Source organism: Pradoshia sp. Z5_111 (genome assembly GCF_058267535.1).
On record NZ_JBZCPQ010000005.1, the window covers coordinates 68,094 to 83,419 of the forward strand.

The following is a 15,326-nucleotide window of genomic DNA, read 5'->3' on the forward strand; positions in this document are numbered from 1 at the left end:
TGTACTTTTGTTATAAAGTCATTCCCTCTCGGCAAAATTATAAGGGTAGCCATAGAAACGAGGAGAGTGAATGGATGAAATCGATATCAATAAGAAAATGTTTCGGTGTATTTCTCCTTGTTTCGCTGTTAGCCGTTATTTTTAGCCACCCAATGCAAAAATATTTTGAAATTCCCACCAAACTTACTTTATTTGAAGGACAAAATAAGTCATTTGAAAAAAGCCAGTTCCTTAACGCAGAAGTGGTCTCTGCAAACTCTGGAGTTTTAATTGATAATCGTTCCAAGGCCCTGAATATTAAGGGCTCAAAAAATGGGTATAACCAAGTTGTTTTTAATATTGCAGGTATTCCTGTTAAAAAGGTTGATATAGAGGTTTTAAAGGATTTTAAGGTAATACCGGGAGGGCAATCCATTGGAGTGAAATTGAATACATTGGGTGTCCTTGTGGTAGGCCATCATCAAATAGCAACCGAGAAAGGCAATCTTTCGCCAGGTGAGATCTCAGGAGTTCAAGTTGGAGATATTATTACTGCTATAAACGGGAAACCAATTACCAAAATGCAGGATGTGGCTCCTTTCGTTCAGGAATTTGAGAAGAATAATAAACCGCTAAAGGTAGATATATTTCGCGATAATGTAAAATTGACCAAACAATTATCTCCTTTAAAGGATAAGAATGAAAAAGTATTTAAATTGGGTTTGTATATTCGTGATTCAGCTGCGGGTATAGGTACAATGACCTTTTACCATCCACAGACGAGAAAATATGGGGCTTTAGGTCATGTTATTTCTGATATGGATACAAAAAAGCCAATTGTAGTGAAGGATGGCCAAATTGTTAAGTCAACCGTTACCTCGATAGAAAAAGGAAGCAATGGAAATCCGGGAGAAAAGCTGGCTCGTTTTGCAGCTGATCGGGAAGTAATCGGGAATATAAACCGTAATTCTCCATTCGGTATTTTTGGACGGCTGAATCGGCAAGTGGACAATGGAGTGAATGATACACCAATGCCAATTGCTTTATCAAATGAAGTCGAAGAAGGACCAGCAGAAATTTATACAGTTGTGAACGGAAATAAGGTGGAAAAATTCGATATAGAGATAATCAGTACTATTCCACAAAAATTTCCGGCAACTAAAGGAATGGTATTAAAGGTTACCGATAAAGATTTATTAAGCAAAACTGGCGGGATTGTGCAAGGAATGAGTGGGAGTCCAATTATACAAAAAGGGAAGGTTATTGGCGCAGTCACGCATGTATTTGTTAATGACCCAACAAGCGGATACGGAGTTCATATTGAATGGATGCTTAATGAAGCAGGTATTAATATCTATCAAAAGGATCAAAAAGCAGGGTAATTTAGCCTGCTTTTTCCTTTTATTAGTAGTTGGCGTGGAGATTTTTCGACAATTGTATAATATTATCTGCATGTTAAGACGAAAACAGTCGAAATAAAGAGGAATCAGGAGCAAAACTTGTATTAATTAATAATTTTAAGTATTTTTCATTTTTTCAATGCTTTTTATATTGCAATGTCGAATATCTCGGTTAGAATAAAGATTAGAAATGATAGAAAATAAAGGAAATGTTCTGAGGAGGATATCTGGTTGAAAAAAATAAAAGTATGTATCGTTGATGACAATCGTGAACTTGTTGCTTTATTGGAAGAGTATATATCAGAACAGCCGGATATGGAGATTATAGGGGTTGCCCATAATGGACAGGATTGCTTAAGCATGCTTGAACAGCAAACACCGGATGTTTTAGTACTTGATATTATCATGCCACATTTGGATGGTCTGGCCGTTCTGGAGCGAATTAAAGATTCTCAAAAAGGAACGAGTGTTCCGAATGTCATCATGTTAACTGCTTTTGGCCAGGAAGATGTTACGAAAAAAGCGGTTGAACTGGGAGCGTCATATTTTATACTTAAACCATTTGATATGGATAACCTTGTTAATCATATTAGACAAACAGGTGAAAAGGGTGCCGGTATAGCAAGATCAAGCACATATACACCACGTCAGCCAGCGGAATCTAAGCCTCTAAACTTAGATGCAAGTATAACGAGCATTATTCACGAGATTGGGGTACCTGCGCATATTAAAGGCTATATGTATTTGCGTGAAGCAATTTCTATGGTTTATAACGACATTGAACTACTTGGTTCGATTACTAAAGTGCTTTATCCGGATATTGCGAAAAAATTCAACACTACTGCGAGCCGCGTAGAACGTGCTATCCGACATGCAATTGAGGTTGCATGGAGCAGAGGAAATATTGAATCCATCTCCTCATTATTTGGTTACACAGTCAGTATGACGAAGGCGAAACCAACAAACAGTGAATTTATCGCAATGGTCGCAGATAAGCTTCGACTTGAGCATAAAGCATCTTAAACATATAAGTGGCATACTTAAAGAGTCTGTTCTAACTCTAAGTGGTAGGATTAAATTAATAAATAAACCTTATGTACCAAATGTTTGGTTTATTTTCATTAAAGAGGTATCTGTGAAATGAATTTTGCATGGGTACTTCTTTTCTTCCTGATTATCCAACCTTATAAATACTATATTGGCCTTAAAAGTTTATCCAATATCATTTTAACCCCTAATTCATGTGACTCCCCTAGCCCTATGCCTTACGGATTTTCCTAATCCTGTAGAAATTGAAAACGAAAGTACAGCTACCTTTATCGGAATACTGTTTAATAATTACCTCCAGAGAAAATTTCCTATTCCCCCTTTTTTGTTAGTTTGCATTCTAATTCCTGTCCTATAAAATAGATGCATGAAATAAAATGATATAGGGAATAGAAATTTTATATGTTTTAAAACGGAGGTATGAATATTGACATTAATATTTGGACATAGAGGATATGCTGCTGTGTATCCGGAAAACACGATGATTTCTTTTATCGAAGCCTTTAATGCAGGTGCAGATGGGATTGAATTGGATGTACAATTAACGGAAGATGGTGAGCTTGTTGTCATCCATGATCAAACGGTTGACCGTACGACAGACTCAGAAGGAAATGTTCGTGATTTTACTCTTACAGAGATTAAAAAGCTCAATGCTGCCAATAACTCCAAAACTGTGGAATTCGCCAGTATACCAACTCTTCGGGAAGTTATGGATTGGTTGGCTACAAATGACTTACTATTGAATATCGAATTAAAAAATGGGGTGTTTCCTTATCCAGGCATGGAAGAGAAAGTGATTGAAATGATTCGTGAGTATGACATGGAGGAGAGAACGGTTTTGTCCTCGTTTAATCACTATAGTATGGTCTATTGTCATCGATTGGCTCCTGAGATTGAAACAGCGCCATTATACTCAGATGGACTATATATGCCCTGGATTTATGCAAGCTCGATAAAAGCGAAAGGGATTCATCCAAAATACAAAGCAGCACCTAATGAAATCATTGAGGAATCTATGAAAGCTGGGATTGCAGTCAGGCCTTATACGGTCAACCGCAAAGCAGATATGAAGCGATTATTTAAGGTAGGATGCACTGCCTTTATTACGGATGATCCAGAAAAAGCGATTCAGCTTAGGAACCAATATCAATAATTTCATCTGAGCCTATGTATTTTTTTTGTGGTATATTTATCCATGTAAATCATTAGGGGATGATGAAATGATAGTGTTACTCTGTATCGCAGGCTGTATATTTATAGGGTATTTTGCCTTTGCGGTATTTGGCTACTTAAATGGCGGTATAATTGTTTTGGGCATAGTATTAGGATGTCTTGTCAGAAGCTTATACCTTATAACTAAGGTACATAATTATCTTTTACAAGATGAGCCAAAGAAAGACAAAGTAAAAGAGGCCTACCAAAAGTACTTGCAAGAAGGTAAATCATATAAGTAGATCTTAGATGGGCAGCCTTTGGTTTAAAATAAGATATATGAGAGTACATAAATAGATCAACTAAAGTAGGATATAGCTATAAGTATCTTTCGGTTGGAGCCTTTCAAATCGTGATATAGTTGAGCTTGGAATCGTGTTTCGTGAATAGCATTTATAACAGACGAACGTATTGTATACGTTCGTTTTTTAGTATGAAAAAAAGGTATTCTAAAAATGGAAAACGAATATTGTAGAGGAAGAGGACCTATACCTAAAAAGCCTAAAACAAAGGTAGCAAGTTCAAAAACTTCAGATGATGCGCCTTCGTCTGGATTTTGGGCATTTTTTGATTCTGATCGTGATGATCATTCCTCTGACTATAGCGGAGGAAGTTTCGATGGCGGTGGTGGTGGAGGAGATTAAACGTCTTTAATAACAAAAACGGGTATGTGCCATAAAAAGTGAATCTAAATGGTTCGCTTTTTTCATATTTCTAAAAGGCTTTGTTCGTATATAATGTTGTATTTTTCACATATACTTCTTCAGTTAACGATTAGACTAGCGGAAGAAGATTATCAATTTTAAACTAAATTGTAAAACAAACTTTACTTTTAGTAAAATTAGTTTTACAATTAACTTAACATATATTTACAAAGGAGGGCTTGTGTGGGAGGAGAGGGATATTTATTATTAAATCGAATTCGTATTCTAAGAGCCGAAAGAAAAATGACTCAACAGGATTTAGCTAAAAGCGTAGGGGTAAGTAGACAGACAATTATTTCGATAGAAAAAGGTAACTACACCCCGTCATTAGTGCTAGCCTTTGATATTGCAGAAGCTTTTAATGTTGGGATTAATGAAGTATTCCAGTATAGAAAAAAAGGGGAGGGGTTATAATGGCGGTGTTTCTGCTTATCGCTATAATCGCGTATATATTAGTCTTTTTTGGTTCTGTAATCTTTAGTGTGAAATTCCAATTTGGAGAAGAAAGTAAGGATGAGAGAGGGAAAGGTATATTAAACACATCTTACTCAATTGCTTTCCCGCTATTCATATTAGGATGGTTCTTTATTTTTTTAATTGATGAATATATAACACCATTTTCTTTTGATGGTTACAAAATGGCTATATGGTTCATATTAACTGGAACCTATATTGTTCACGCTGTTAGTTTATATAAATTGAAAAGGATTTCATAAAGTGTAACATTTGATTTTCTGAAAGCTCAACATTAAATAAAGTTGTTTTACATTTCATTGAATTAATTGGAAAGTTTGTTCAATATGGAGGCTTGGACATAAGTATTTCAGTTGACGATAATTCCGAACTATTAGGTGATACTTTAATTGGATATTCGCCGGCTAGTTTGGGTTTTATTTGTTTTCAATAGATAGGTTCATGCTGCATACCATTATTCATATCTAGTGGAATGGAGCGGAAGCCACCGACTCCTGCGGGAAGCAGAGGAAAGGCTGAGACCCCCGCAGGCGTAGCCGAGGAGGCTCAGCTTCCTCCCTGCGGAAAGCGAGTGGCTGTACAATGGAACGGACTTTTTTCTCCAACTTAACTCTTTAACAAGCAACAGAAACAGATATCGTTTGTCTTTCTGCATTGATTATAAGTTATGTCCCAGCCGCTTTTTTAGTCATTAGTAACAACACATACGTCATTTAGCTGTGTTTTTGTCATTCCGTTACATCCACACGAATACATCTATTCCTTACTTCTGCGTATTTCATTTTTAATGCATATTTATCCCATTATAGCGATTAACTTAAATAACCAGCGCTTTTAAGAGGATGTCATGATTAAAGACCAAATCACTATAGGATTTGGTCTTTAATTTGTTACGTCTATTGGCACCCTTAAAAACCTAATGATGATATGCCTGTTATGATCACCTGAGATTCATTTACGTACAGGTTTCTCATTAAATCGATCTTGAACTTTATTACGTTTTCGATCGCGATAAAACACGAATCCGGCAATAAAAGAAAGTCCGCCAATAAATAATACTAAACCTAATAAAAATTGTACCCAAAGGGCAGGTAGCATTGGGTTGAGTCTGCCAAAAATCATGTCTCTCATCCATTTAATTCCGAGGGCGGTTAGAAGTCCTGGAATCAATAAAAGCGCAAAGGCAATTATCCGTTGCAATTCATCACGTCCTGATTAAGTGTATTTCTATCTTCAACTTTATAAAATATAGAAAATTTGTCAAGTTTATTCAAATAACTTATGATAGAGGAAACAATGAAAAAATTTGCACTATTCTGTACCCTCACTTCAAAAGGAGGAGATTGCCCTGCAAACAGTTGTGATTATTGGGGCGGGCACTGGAGGACTATCCATTTTAAAAATTTTGCTTGAGGCAAAGGACTATCAGGTCATAGGAGTGGTGGATCGTCATTCGAATGCAGCGGGACTTCAATTAGCTGAACAAAATCATATAAAAACAGGCAGTGACTGGGTAGATTTTATCAATGATGGCTCGGATATCATTTTTGAAGTGACAGGGGATGAGCGAGTTTACCAGGATATAGCTCGCCATAAAAGTAATAACACTCTTTTGGTTCACGGGCAGATTGCCTTTCTGTTAGCCAATCTGATTCAAGAGAAAGAAAGTTTAATTAGGAAGTCCAAAGAAGAGGCATATTTACATGAATTAGTTTTGAATGCGACCGATAATGGGATGGTACTTATTGATACAGAAGAGAACATCATCTTTTTTAATCAGGCTGCAGCAACGATTATCAGTGTTGCCAGGGAACGAGCAATCGGTCAGCACATACATAAAGTTATTCCTGCATCCCGTCTTCCTGAAATCCTCAAAACAGGAAAAACGGAGAGCAATCAACGGGCTCATTTGGATAAAAATTTAGATGTGGTAACAACCAGAATGCCTATCAAGAATGAAGAAGGCGGTTTACTGGGAGCTTTGGCCGTTTTTAAAGGAATCACGGAATTTACAAGCTTAGCAGAGGAAATTACAAATTTAAAGCATATTCAAAACATGCTCGAAGCCATTATTCATTCGAGTGAAGATGCCATAACTGTAGTGGATGAGGATGGGAATGGACTCTTAATTAATCCTGCTTATACCAGAATTACCGGGTTGACCGAAGAGGACGTTCTGGGGAAGCCGGCTACGGCAGATATTACTGAAGGTAAAAGTATGCATATGCAGGTTTTGAAAACAAAAAAACCTGTCCGCGGCGTACGAATGAAGGTAGGGGCTTCGAACCGGGATGTGGTGGTTAATGTAGCACCGATTATGGTGAATGGTCATTTGAAGGGAAGCGTTGGCGTTATTCATGACCTTTCCGAAATACAAAGCCTAACACAGGAACTGAAAAGGGCGAGACAGATCATTCGTAATCTAGAAGCCAAATATACATTTGACGATATTATTGGCCAATCTAAAGAGATGAAATTGGCAATAGAGCAGGCGCGTTTATGTGCCCGTACGCCAGTTACCGTATTATTGAGGGGTGAATCAGGTACAGGTAAGGAACTATTCGCCCATGCAATCCATAATGCCAGTGATCGAAAATATAATAAATTCATTCGCGTGAATTGCGCAGCGATTTCGGAGTCGCTTTTGGAGAGTGAGTTATTTGGTTATGAAGATGGAGCTTTTTCGGGTGCAAAGCGAGGCGGTAAACGCGGACTGTTTGAAGAAGCCAATAATGGCAGCATATTTCTTGATGAAATTGGGGAGCTTTCTCAAAATATGCAGGCGAAGCTTCTTCGCGTTTTGCAGGAGAATGAAATAGTTCGTGTAGGAGGAACTAAGCCTATTTCCATTAATGTGCGTGTCATAACAGCGACCAATGTCAATCTCGAGAAAGCGATTGCAAATGGAAACTTTAGAGAAGATTTATATTATCGAATTAATAGAATGCCTATATATATTGAGCCATTAAGGGAACGTAAGGAAGATATTCCTCCATTATGCGTCCACTTAATCAAAAAGTTAAATTTGGAGTATGGCCGTAGTATTGAGGATATAAGCGGTGAGGCACTCATCATGCTTCAAGAATACGATTGGACTGGAAATGTCAGGGAAATAGAGAATATATTAGGGAGAGCCATAATTTTTATGGATCAGCATGAAAAAATTATACAAAAGAAGCATTTACCTGAAAAATTATTGAAAGCTGCAGAGGGTTCTCCTAACCATACAATCGAAAAAAGGCCTACCTTAAATGATAAACAAAGCTTAGCAGATCAATTAGATGAAGTGGAGAAAAGTATTATTATGCGTTCCTTAGAAAAGCATAATGGGAATAAAACTGCTGCCAGCCGTGATCTGGGTTTATCGATTCGTAATTTTTATTATAAATTGCAAAAGTTTAGACTTGAATAAATTTGCATGCTGAATTTTTCATGTGTGCAAATTTTTGCAGGTTCGATGAAAAAAGGATTCTTCTAAAAAGGTTAGTTATTCAACAAAATTCATGTTGGCACGATTCTTGCATCTATAAGACTATGGGTGGTCCAAAACAAGGGCCAAGATGATATGGCTTGAGTTTTACAGCAACTGTGCTGTTCTTAACAAGTCTACAGAGGAGGCAAGTTCAAGTCCGATTTAGAATTTACACCCTAAATATCCAAATAATCTTGAAATGTGAAAATATCAGTTAAAAGTAAAGGTTGGACCGAAGATAGAGAGGGGAAATGAAAAAATGGAAATTTTTAAATATATGGAGCAATATGATTATGAACAATTGCTGTTTGTACAGGATAAACAATCTGGTTTAAAAGCTATTATTGCTATACATGATACAACTCTCGGACCTGCGCTTGGCGGCACAAGAATGTGGACATATGATACAGAGGATGCTGCAATAGAGGACGCTCTTCGATTAGCGAAGGGAATGACGTATAAAAATGCAGCTGCCGGCCTGAATCTTGGCGGAGGTAAAACCGTTATTATCGGTGACCCACGTAAAGATAAAAATGAAGAAATGTTCCGTGCATTTGGTCGTTATATTCAAGGGTTGAATGGAAGATATATTACAGCTGAGGATGTAGGAACGACAGTGGCTGATATGGACATTATCCATGAAGAAACGGACTATGTAACGGGTATTTCACCTGCTTTTGGTTCATCAGGCAATCCATCCCCTGTCACTGCATTTGGCGTATACAGAGGAATGAAGGCAGCAGCAAAAGAAGCATTTGGAACAGATTCACTGGAAGGAAAGGTAATCGCTATCCAAGGAGTGGGAAACGTAGCCTATAATCTTTGTAAGCATCTGCATGAAGAGGGTGCACAATTAATAGTGACAGATATTAATAAAGAATCTGTGAATCGTGCTGTGGAGGACTTTGGAGCAAAAGCAGTGGATCCTGAAGATATATATAGTGTCGATTGTGATATCTATGCACCTTGTGCACTCGGTGCAACTATAAATGATGAAACTATTACGCGAATCAAAGCAAGAGTAATTGCGGGTGCAGCTAATAATCAATTAAAGGAAACTCGTCATGGAGATGCCATTCATGAAATGGGTATCATTTACGCACCTGATTATGTGATTAATGCCGGCGGGGTTATTAATGTCGCAGATGAATTATATGGCTATAACAAGGACCGGGCATTGAAAAAAGTAGAGGGTATATATAGCAATATTGAACGAGTGATTGAGATTGCTAAAAGAGACGGCATTCCGACCTATGTTGCAGCGGATCGTATGGCTGAGGAGAGAATTGAACAATTAAAACAATCCAGAAGCCAGTTTTTATTAAACGGCCGCCATATACTAAATCGTCGCCGTTAAAGTAACCTGTGAATGAAGAGTCCGTATACGTGTAAACTTGCGGACTCTTGTTCACTAATTAGGCACCTAAATGTGTAGGTTGTATTCGGCTGCTGAATGCGGTTTAACTTAATAACCTCTGACCATGTGGTAAGACCAGTATAGAATACGAATGAAGTTATCGAAAGTGTGTTTCTCTTAAATATAAAGTACTGAATATAGATGTTAGGATGTGGATTTTAAATGGCAACTGATTATGATTTGGTCATTTTGGGTGGTGGCACCGGCGGCTATGTAGCAGCCATAAGAGGCTCCCAGCTAGGTTTGAAAACAGCTATTGTTGAAAAGGGCAAGCTAGGCGGAACCTGTCTCCATGCAGGATGCATACCGTCAAAAGCATTTTTACGCAGTGCTGAGGTCTACCAAACTATCAAACATGCAGGAGAGTTTGGTGTGGAAGTAGCCGAACCTCGTCTAAATTTTCTTAAGGCACAGGAAAGAAAAGAAAGAATCGTTGAACAGCTCCACAAAGGTGTGCACCATCTAATCAAACAAGGAAAAATCGATTTATATGAAGGATATGGCCGCATTCTCGGACCATCCATATTTTCGCCTATGCCAGGGACCATTTCTGTTGAGATGAATAATGGAACGGAAAATGAAATGTTAATACCGAAAAATGTCATTATTGCAACAGGTTCAAGACCAAAATCCTTGCCAGGTTTAAAAATTGACGGTGAATCTGTAATGACATCAGATGAAGCTTTACAGCTATCCGAACTACCATCTTCCTTGCTTGTTATCGGAGGAGGAGTTATTGGAGTAGAATGGGCATCCATGATGGCTGATTTTGGAGTGGAGGTAACTATACTGGAATACGCAGATCGTCTAATACCAACAGAAGACCGAGATATTTCGAAAGAGATGCAAAGAATCTTAAAGAAAAAGGGTATTAAGATTGTTACTAAAGCAAAAGTAATGCCAGAAACGCTGCAAACAGGACAGGGCGTATCCATATCCGCAGAACTAAACGGTGAAAAAAAGGACTATAAGGCTGAAAAAATTCTTGTATCGGTTGGTCGCCAGGCAAATGTTGAAGGGATAGGTCTCCAAAACACAGACATACAAATTGAAAATGGTGTAATAGCTGTTAATGAGTTTTATCAAACAAAGGAATCACATATCTATGCCATTGGTGATGTGATTGGAGGCATGCAACTGGCTCATGTAGCAAGTCATGAAGGAATCACTGCAGTGGAGCATATGGCGAACCAAAGCCCTCATCCTATCCAATACGATTTTATTTCCAGATGCATATACAGTAGTCCTGAGGCAGCAAGTGTAGGAATAACAGAAGATGAAGCTATTCAGCGCGGTCATAAGGTTAAGATTGGAAAATTCCCGTTCAAAGCAATTGGTAAGGCATTGGTCTTCGGAGAGTCGGACGGTTTTGTGAAAATGATCTCTGATGAAGAAACGGATGATTTATTAGGTGTACATATGATTGGCCCGCATGTAACAGATATGATATCTGAGGCAGGATTGGCTCTTGTGTTAAATGCTTCAGCCTGGGAGGTTGCTCATACGATTCATCCGCATCCTTCATTGTCTGAAGTGATTGGAGAAGCTGCTTTGGCTGTTGATGGAAAAGCAATTCATTCGTAAAAATTTTGAGCAAGGCTTTGAGGAGGTTTACTAAATGACAAAAAACAGGCATGAAGACTTAGGGTTAACGGACGAAATGGTATTGGAAATGTATGAAACCATGCTGATGGCAAGGCGTATAGATGAAAGAATGTGGTTGTTAAATCGCTCTGGGAAAATTCCATTTGTAATCTCGTGTCAGGGTCAGGAGGCAGCTCAGGTTGGAGCAGCTTTTGCCCTTGATAGGGAAAAGGATTATGTACTGCCGTACTATCGTGATATGGGGGTAGTACTAACATTTGGTATGACACCAACTGAGCTAATGCTCTCAGGATTTGCCAAGCAGGAAGATCCCAACTCCGGCGGCAGGCAGATGCCAGGTCATTTTGGTCAGAAGAAAAATCGAATTGTAACCGGATCATCGCCAGTTACCACTCAAGTTCCCCATGCGGTCGGAATCGCATTGGCTGGAAAAATGGAAAAGAAAGATTTGGTTACATTTGTAACTTTTGGTGAAGGTTCATCAAATCAGGGAGATTTTCATGAAGGAGCCAATTTTGCCGGTGTACATAAACTCCCTGTTATTTTTATGGTTGAAAATAATAAATACGCGATTTCGGTACCAATTGAAAAACAATTAGCCTGTGAAAAAGTGTCAGACCGAGCTATCGGATATGGGATGCCTGGTGTCACAGTAGATGGCAATGATCCGCTCGAAGTGTATAAAGCTGTTAAAGAGGCTGCTGACCGTGCCCGGCGCGGGGAAGGCCCTTCTTTAATTGAAACTGTATCCTACCGGCTTACTCCGCACTCAAGTGATGATGATGATCGAAGCTACCGTGCCCGAGATGAAGTGGAAAAGGCAAAAACAGAGGATCCGATTCTCACATTTGGGACGTATTTGAAGGTAATTGACCTTTTGGATGAAGAGAAAGAAACAGAAATCAATAAAAGAATCATGAAAATCGTAAATGAAGCAACAGATTACGCTGAAAATGCTCCGTATGCAAAAGCAGAAGATGCTTTGAAGTTTGTATATGCTGAGACGGAAGGAGAGTAAACCATGCCTGTCATTTCATATATCGATGCCATAACCATGGCGATGAAAGAAGAAATGGAACGAGATGAAAAAGTTTTTATCCTTGGTGAAGATGTTGGCAGAAAAGGAGGAGTGTTTAAGGCTACAAACGGACTGTACGAGCAATTTGGTGAAGAACGAGTAATTGACACACCTCTGGCTGAATCAGCTATTGCGGGAGTAGGAATCGGAGCTGCAATGTATGGAATGCGACCGATTGCAGAAATGCAATTTGCGGATTTTATTATGCCGGCAGTAAACCAAATCATTTCTGAGGCTGCCAAAATCCGCTATCGGTCCAATAATGATTGGCATTGTCCAATGGTCATCCGTGCTCCTTACGGTGGTGGGGTACACGGTGCCTTATATCATTCACAATCAGTAGAGGCCATTTTTGCCAACCAGCCTGGATTAAAAATTGTCATGCCATCCACACCATACGACGCAAAAGGGCTTTTAAAAGCAGCAATACGTGACGAAGACCCTGTACTTTTCTTTGAGCATAAACGTGCTTACCGTCTGATCAAAGGGGAAGTCTCCAATGATGATTATGTATTGCCGATAGGCAAAGCGGATGTAAAAAGAGAAGGTGATGACATTACGGTTATCACGTACGGACTTTGTGTTCACTTTGCGCTTCAGGCTGCTGAAAAATTAGCTCAGGATGGAATCTCAGTGCATGTTTTAGATTTAAGGACCGTCTATCCACTCGATAAGGAAGCGATTATCGAGGCTTCCTCCAAAACTGGTAAAGTGCTGTTGATAACGGAAGATACGAAGGAAGGCAGCATTATAAGCGAGGTGGCGGCGATCATTGCCGAGAACTGCTTGTTTGAGCTGGATGCACCAATTAAACGTTTAGCAGGTCCGGATCTTCCAGCGATGCCATATGCTCCAACTATGGAAAAATATTTTATGGTTAACCCGGAAAAAGTGGAAAAAGCCATGAGAGAATTAGCAGAATTTTAAACTGATTGCGGAAGGAGATAAATAGCGAATGCCAATAGAACAGATGAAAATGCCACAGCTTGGAGAGAGTGTAACGGAAGGGACGATCTCGAGCTGGCTTGTAAAGCCCGGTGACCGAGTGAATAAATATGACCCAATAGCTGAAGTAATGACGGATAAAGTAAATGCCGAAGTTCCATCTTCCTTCACTGGAGTAATTAAAGATCTGATTGCAGCAGAGGGAGAGACACTTCCTGTTGGAGAAGTCATGTGCAGTATCCAACTAGCAGGAGAGTCTGGTAGTTCTGAAGAGGCACCAAAGGAAGAAAAGAATCGTTCTGAGGAAAAAAGTGAATCGCTAATTCAGACCGACCAATCCAATAAAGGGCGTTATTCTCCGGCCGTATTAAAATTATCACAGGAACATGGGATTAACCTCGAAAATGTGGTTGGAAGCGGAGCTGGCGGCCGAATTACCCGTAAAGACATTTTGAAAGCTGTGGAGGGCGGCACTGCTGCTAAGGAGCAAGTTATCACTGGGAAGGCTGAACCGGAAGCGGATACTCAGATATCTGAGCCTGATTTGGGTCTAAAGCAAAAATCATCAGACAGTGATAGGAAGATAGAAAGTGGAGATCGAGAAATACCTGTAACTGGTATAAGGAAAGCTATTGCGCAAAATATGGTGCGTTCTAAACATGAGATTCCGCATGCATGGACAATGGTGGAAGCGGATGTAACCAATCTCGTTCAATACCGTGATTCACTTAAGAAGGAATTCAGGCAAAAGGAAGGCTATAATCTAACTTATTTTGCCTTTTTTGTTAAAGCGGTTGCTCAAGCATTAAAAGAGTTTCCAGAAATGAATTCAATGTGGGCTGGAGATAAAATCGTCAGGAAAAAAGATATTAATATCTCGATTGCTGTGTCGACAGATGAAGCGTTGTATGTTCCTGTCATTAAATATGCAGATGAAAAAACAATTAAAGGTATTGCACGTGAAATTAATGAATTGGCTGAAAAGGTCCGTTCCGGTAAATTAAAGTCTGAGGATATGCAGGGCGGTACCTTTACGGTGAATAATACTGGTTCATTTGGATCCATCCAATCGATGGGAATTATAAATCATCCACAGGCAGCAATCTTGCAGGTGGAGTCCATTGTTAAGAAACCAGTTGTCATGCACGGCAATATGATTGCTATCCGCGATCGGGTTAATTTATGCCTATCGCTAGATCACCGTGTATTAGATGGATTGGTATGCGGGAAATTCTTGGCTCGAGTGAAAGATATCCTGGAAAATATCACGAGCGAAAATACACCGCTATATTAATAGAAAACATAAGGGCACACAGTATGTGTGTCTTCTTTATATTTGCTTGAATCATTTCCCAAGAAATAAATTACTAGATTAGATGGAAACTATGAAGTTCCTTTGAAGAATGGACAAACTTTATACTTGTGAATTCATCGATCTTTTTCTTTTATCTTAAAGGAATTTTTCTGGGAGTTGAAGAAATGATAGATATTGATAAACGTCTGATAAAGGGGATGTAGATATGGACTATCTGATAGAACCAATAGCATTTGTAAAGAATGGCAGGAAAGAAATGGTGGATGATGATTGGGGTGCTATTGTATCGTCAATTGAACTAGCCGAGAATATAAATCAATCGGCTTTAAAAGGTATACACGAGTTTTCTCATTTAGAAATTATTTTTTATTTTGACAAAGTGGATGATAAGAACATTCAGTATGAGGTCAGACATCCCCGAAATAACGAAGAATTTCCCGAGGTAGGCATCTTTGCACAAAGGGGGAAGAATCGACCGAATAAGCTTGGAATCACCATCGTTGAATTGATGGGAGTTAAACAGAGAGTACTTACTGTTAAGGGGCTGGATGCTCTGGATGGTACCCCTATCATAGATATTAAGCCTGTAATGAAAGAGTTTTTGCCAAAAGGAAGAGTTCTTCAACCCAACTGGTCAAATACTTTAATGGAGAAGTATTGGTGAAATGATCAAGTAAG

At 38.9% G+C, this 15,326-nt stretch carries 15 protein-coding genes; 14 read left to right on the forward strand and 1 reads right to left on the reverse strand.

Translation table 11 applies throughout. From position 1 onward, the window contains the following. The first annotated feature begins 74 nt into the window (after nucleotides 1-74). The 7 genes from spoIVB (at nucleotide 75) to AC4D4A_RS11830 (ending at nucleotide 5,058) form a co-directional block, all read left to right on the forward strand. Nucleotides 75-1,361, forward strand: a complete 1,287-nt coding sequence (gene spoIVB, locus AC4D4A_RS11800; protein ID WP_490996084.1) for a SpoIVB peptidase — start codon at nucleotides 75-77, stop codon at nucleotides 1,359-1,361. Nucleotides 1,362-1,610: 249 nt separating this feature from the next. Next, nucleotides 1,611-2,402, forward strand: coding sequence for a sporulation transcription factor Spo0A (spo0A, locus tag AC4D4A_RS11805; RefSeq protein WP_490996085.1), 792 nt, complete (start codon nucleotides 1,611-1,613; stop codon nucleotides 2,400-2,402). 451 nt (nucleotides 2,403-2,853) lie between these two features. After that, nucleotides 2,854-3,579: a glycerophosphodiester phosphodiesterase gene (locus tag AC4D4A_RS11810; RefSeq protein WP_490996086.1), complete on the forward strand. Its 726-nt coding sequence runs from the start codon at nucleotides 2,854-2,856 to the stop codon at nucleotides 3,577-3,579. 67 nt (nucleotides 3,580-3,646) lie between these two features. Then, the gene (locus AC4D4A_RS11815; RefSeq protein WP_490996087.1) at nucleotides 3,647-3,880 is read left to right on the forward strand and encodes a hypothetical protein; all 234 of its coding nucleotides are present in this window, start codon (nucleotides 3,647-3,649) and stop codon (nucleotides 3,878-3,880) included. A gap of 213 nt (nucleotides 3,881-4,093) precedes the next feature. Beyond that, the gene (locus tag AC4D4A_RS11820) at nucleotides 4,094-4,282 is read left to right on the forward strand and encodes a hypothetical protein (protein ID WP_490996088.1); all 189 of its coding nucleotides are present in this window, start codon (nucleotides 4,094-4,096) and stop codon (nucleotides 4,280-4,282) included. A gap of 243 nt (nucleotides 4,283-4,525) precedes the next feature. Next, nucleotides 4,526-4,756, forward strand: a complete 231-nt coding sequence (locus tag AC4D4A_RS11825) for a helix-turn-helix transcriptional regulator (RefSeq protein WP_490996089.1) — start codon at nucleotides 4,526-4,528, stop codon at nucleotides 4,754-4,756. Next, nucleotides 4,756-5,058 (forward strand): hypothetical protein, encoded by a 303-nt coding sequence (locus AC4D4A_RS11830; RefSeq protein ID WP_490996090.1) that lies wholly within the window; start codon nucleotides 4,756-4,758, stop codon nucleotides 5,056-5,058. The genes AC4D4A_RS11825 and AC4D4A_RS11830 overlap by 1 nt, the downstream gene beginning before the upstream one ends. Before the next feature lie 709 nt (nucleotides 5,059-5,767). Here the strand turns inward: AC4D4A_RS11830 and AC4D4A_RS11835 are convergent. Further along, entirely contained in the window at nucleotides 5,768-6,016 is a 249-nt protein-coding gene (locus AC4D4A_RS11835) for a DUF2627 domain-containing protein (protein WP_490996091.1), read from the reverse strand. 148 nt (nucleotides 6,017-6,164) lie between these two features. On the opposite strand from AC4D4A_RS11835, the gene AC4D4A_RS11840 reads away from it, so the two are divergent. The 7 genes from AC4D4A_RS11840 to tsaA all read left to right on the forward strand — a co-directional run bounded on the left by AC4D4A_RS11840 (nucleotide 6,165) and on the right by tsaA (nucleotide 15,312). Next, nucleotides 6,165-8,228 carry a sigma-54 interaction domain-containing protein gene (locus tag AC4D4A_RS11840; RefSeq protein WP_490996321.1) on the forward strand — a complete coding sequence of 688 codons (2,064 nt, stop codon included), beginning with the start codon at nucleotides 6,165-6,167 and terminating at the stop codon, nucleotides 8,226-8,228. A gap of 319 nt (nucleotides 8,229-8,547) precedes the next feature. Further along, nucleotides 8,548-9,645: a branched-chain amino acid dehydrogenase gene (gene bcd, locus AC4D4A_RS11845; protein WP_490996092.1), complete on the forward strand. Its 1,098-nt coding sequence runs from the start codon at nucleotides 8,548-8,550 to the stop codon at nucleotides 9,643-9,645. Between the two features lie 222 nt (nucleotides 9,646-9,867). Continuing rightward, nucleotides 9,868-11,289: a dihydrolipoyl dehydrogenase gene (gene lpdA / locus AC4D4A_RS11850; RefSeq protein WP_490996093.1), complete on the forward strand. Its 1,422-nt coding sequence runs from the start codon at nucleotides 9,868-9,870 to the stop codon at nucleotides 11,287-11,289. A 34-nt stretch (nucleotides 11,290-11,323) separates the two neighbouring features. Continuing rightward, on the forward strand, nucleotides 11,324-12,328 hold the full coding sequence (locus AC4D4A_RS11855; protein ID WP_490996094.1) for a thiamine pyrophosphate-dependent dehydrogenase E1 component subunit alpha: 1,005 nt from the start codon (nucleotides 11,324-11,326) through the stop codon (nucleotides 12,326-12,328). Nucleotides 12,329-12,331: 3 nt separating this feature from the next. Beyond that, a complete protein-coding gene (locus AC4D4A_RS11860; protein WP_490996095.1) occupies nucleotides 12,332-13,315 on the forward strand; it encodes an alpha-ketoacid dehydrogenase subunit beta in 984 nt (327 codons plus the stop codon). Between the two features lie 28 nt (nucleotides 13,316-13,343). Further along, nucleotides 13,344-14,627, forward strand: a complete 1,284-nt coding sequence (locus tag AC4D4A_RS11865; protein ID WP_490996096.1) for a dihydrolipoamide acetyltransferase family protein — start codon at nucleotides 13,344-13,346, stop codon at nucleotides 14,625-14,627. 226 nt (nucleotides 14,628-14,853) lie between these two features. Then, the gene (gene tsaA, locus AC4D4A_RS11870; protein WP_490996097.1) at nucleotides 14,854-15,312 is read left to right on the forward strand and encodes a tRNA (N6-threonylcarbamoyladenosine(37)-N6)-methyltransferase TrmO; all 459 of its coding nucleotides are present in this window, start codon (nucleotides 14,854-14,856) and stop codon (nucleotides 15,310-15,312) included. Nucleotides 15,313-15,326: the final 14 nt, after the last annotated feature.

Bases quoted from the DNA above. Each gene is read 5' to 3' on its own strand.
- spoIVB (WP_490996084.1), top strand. From the start codon at position 75: ATGAAATCGATATCAATAAGAAAATGTTTCGGTGTATTTCTCCTTGTT.
- AC4D4A_RS11815 (WP_490996087.1), top strand. From the start codon at position 3,647: ATGATAGTGTTACTCTGTATCGCAGGCTGTATATTTATAGGGTATTTT.
- AC4D4A_RS11820 (WP_490996088.1), top strand. From the start codon at position 4,094: ATGGAAAACGAATATTGTAGAGGAAGAGGACCTATACCTAAAAAGCCT.
- AC4D4A_RS11830 (WP_490996090.1), top strand. From the start codon at position 4,756: ATGGCGGTGTTTCTGCTTATCGCTATAATCGCGTATATATTAGTCTTT.
- bcd (WP_490996092.1), top strand. From the start codon at position 8,548: ATGGAAATTTTTAAATATATGGAGCAATATGATTATGAACAATTGCTG.
- lpdA (WP_490996093.1), top strand. From the start codon at position 9,868: ATGGCAACTGATTATGATTTGGTCATTTTGGGTGGTGGCACCGGCGGC.
- AC4D4A_RS11855 (WP_490996094.1), top strand. From the start codon at position 11,324: ATGACAAAAAACAGGCATGAAGACTTAGGGTTAACGGACGAAATGGTA.
- AC4D4A_RS11860 (WP_490996095.1), top strand. From the start codon at position 12,332: ATGCCTGTCATTTCATATATCGATGCCATAACCATGGCGATGAAAGAA.
- AC4D4A_RS11865 (WP_490996096.1), top strand. From the start codon at position 13,344: ATGCCAATAGAACAGATGAAAATGCCACAGCTTGGAGAGAGTGTAACG.
- tsaA (WP_490996097.1), top strand. From the start codon at position 14,854: ATGGACTATCTGATAGAACCAATAGCATTTGTAAAGAATGGCAGGAAA.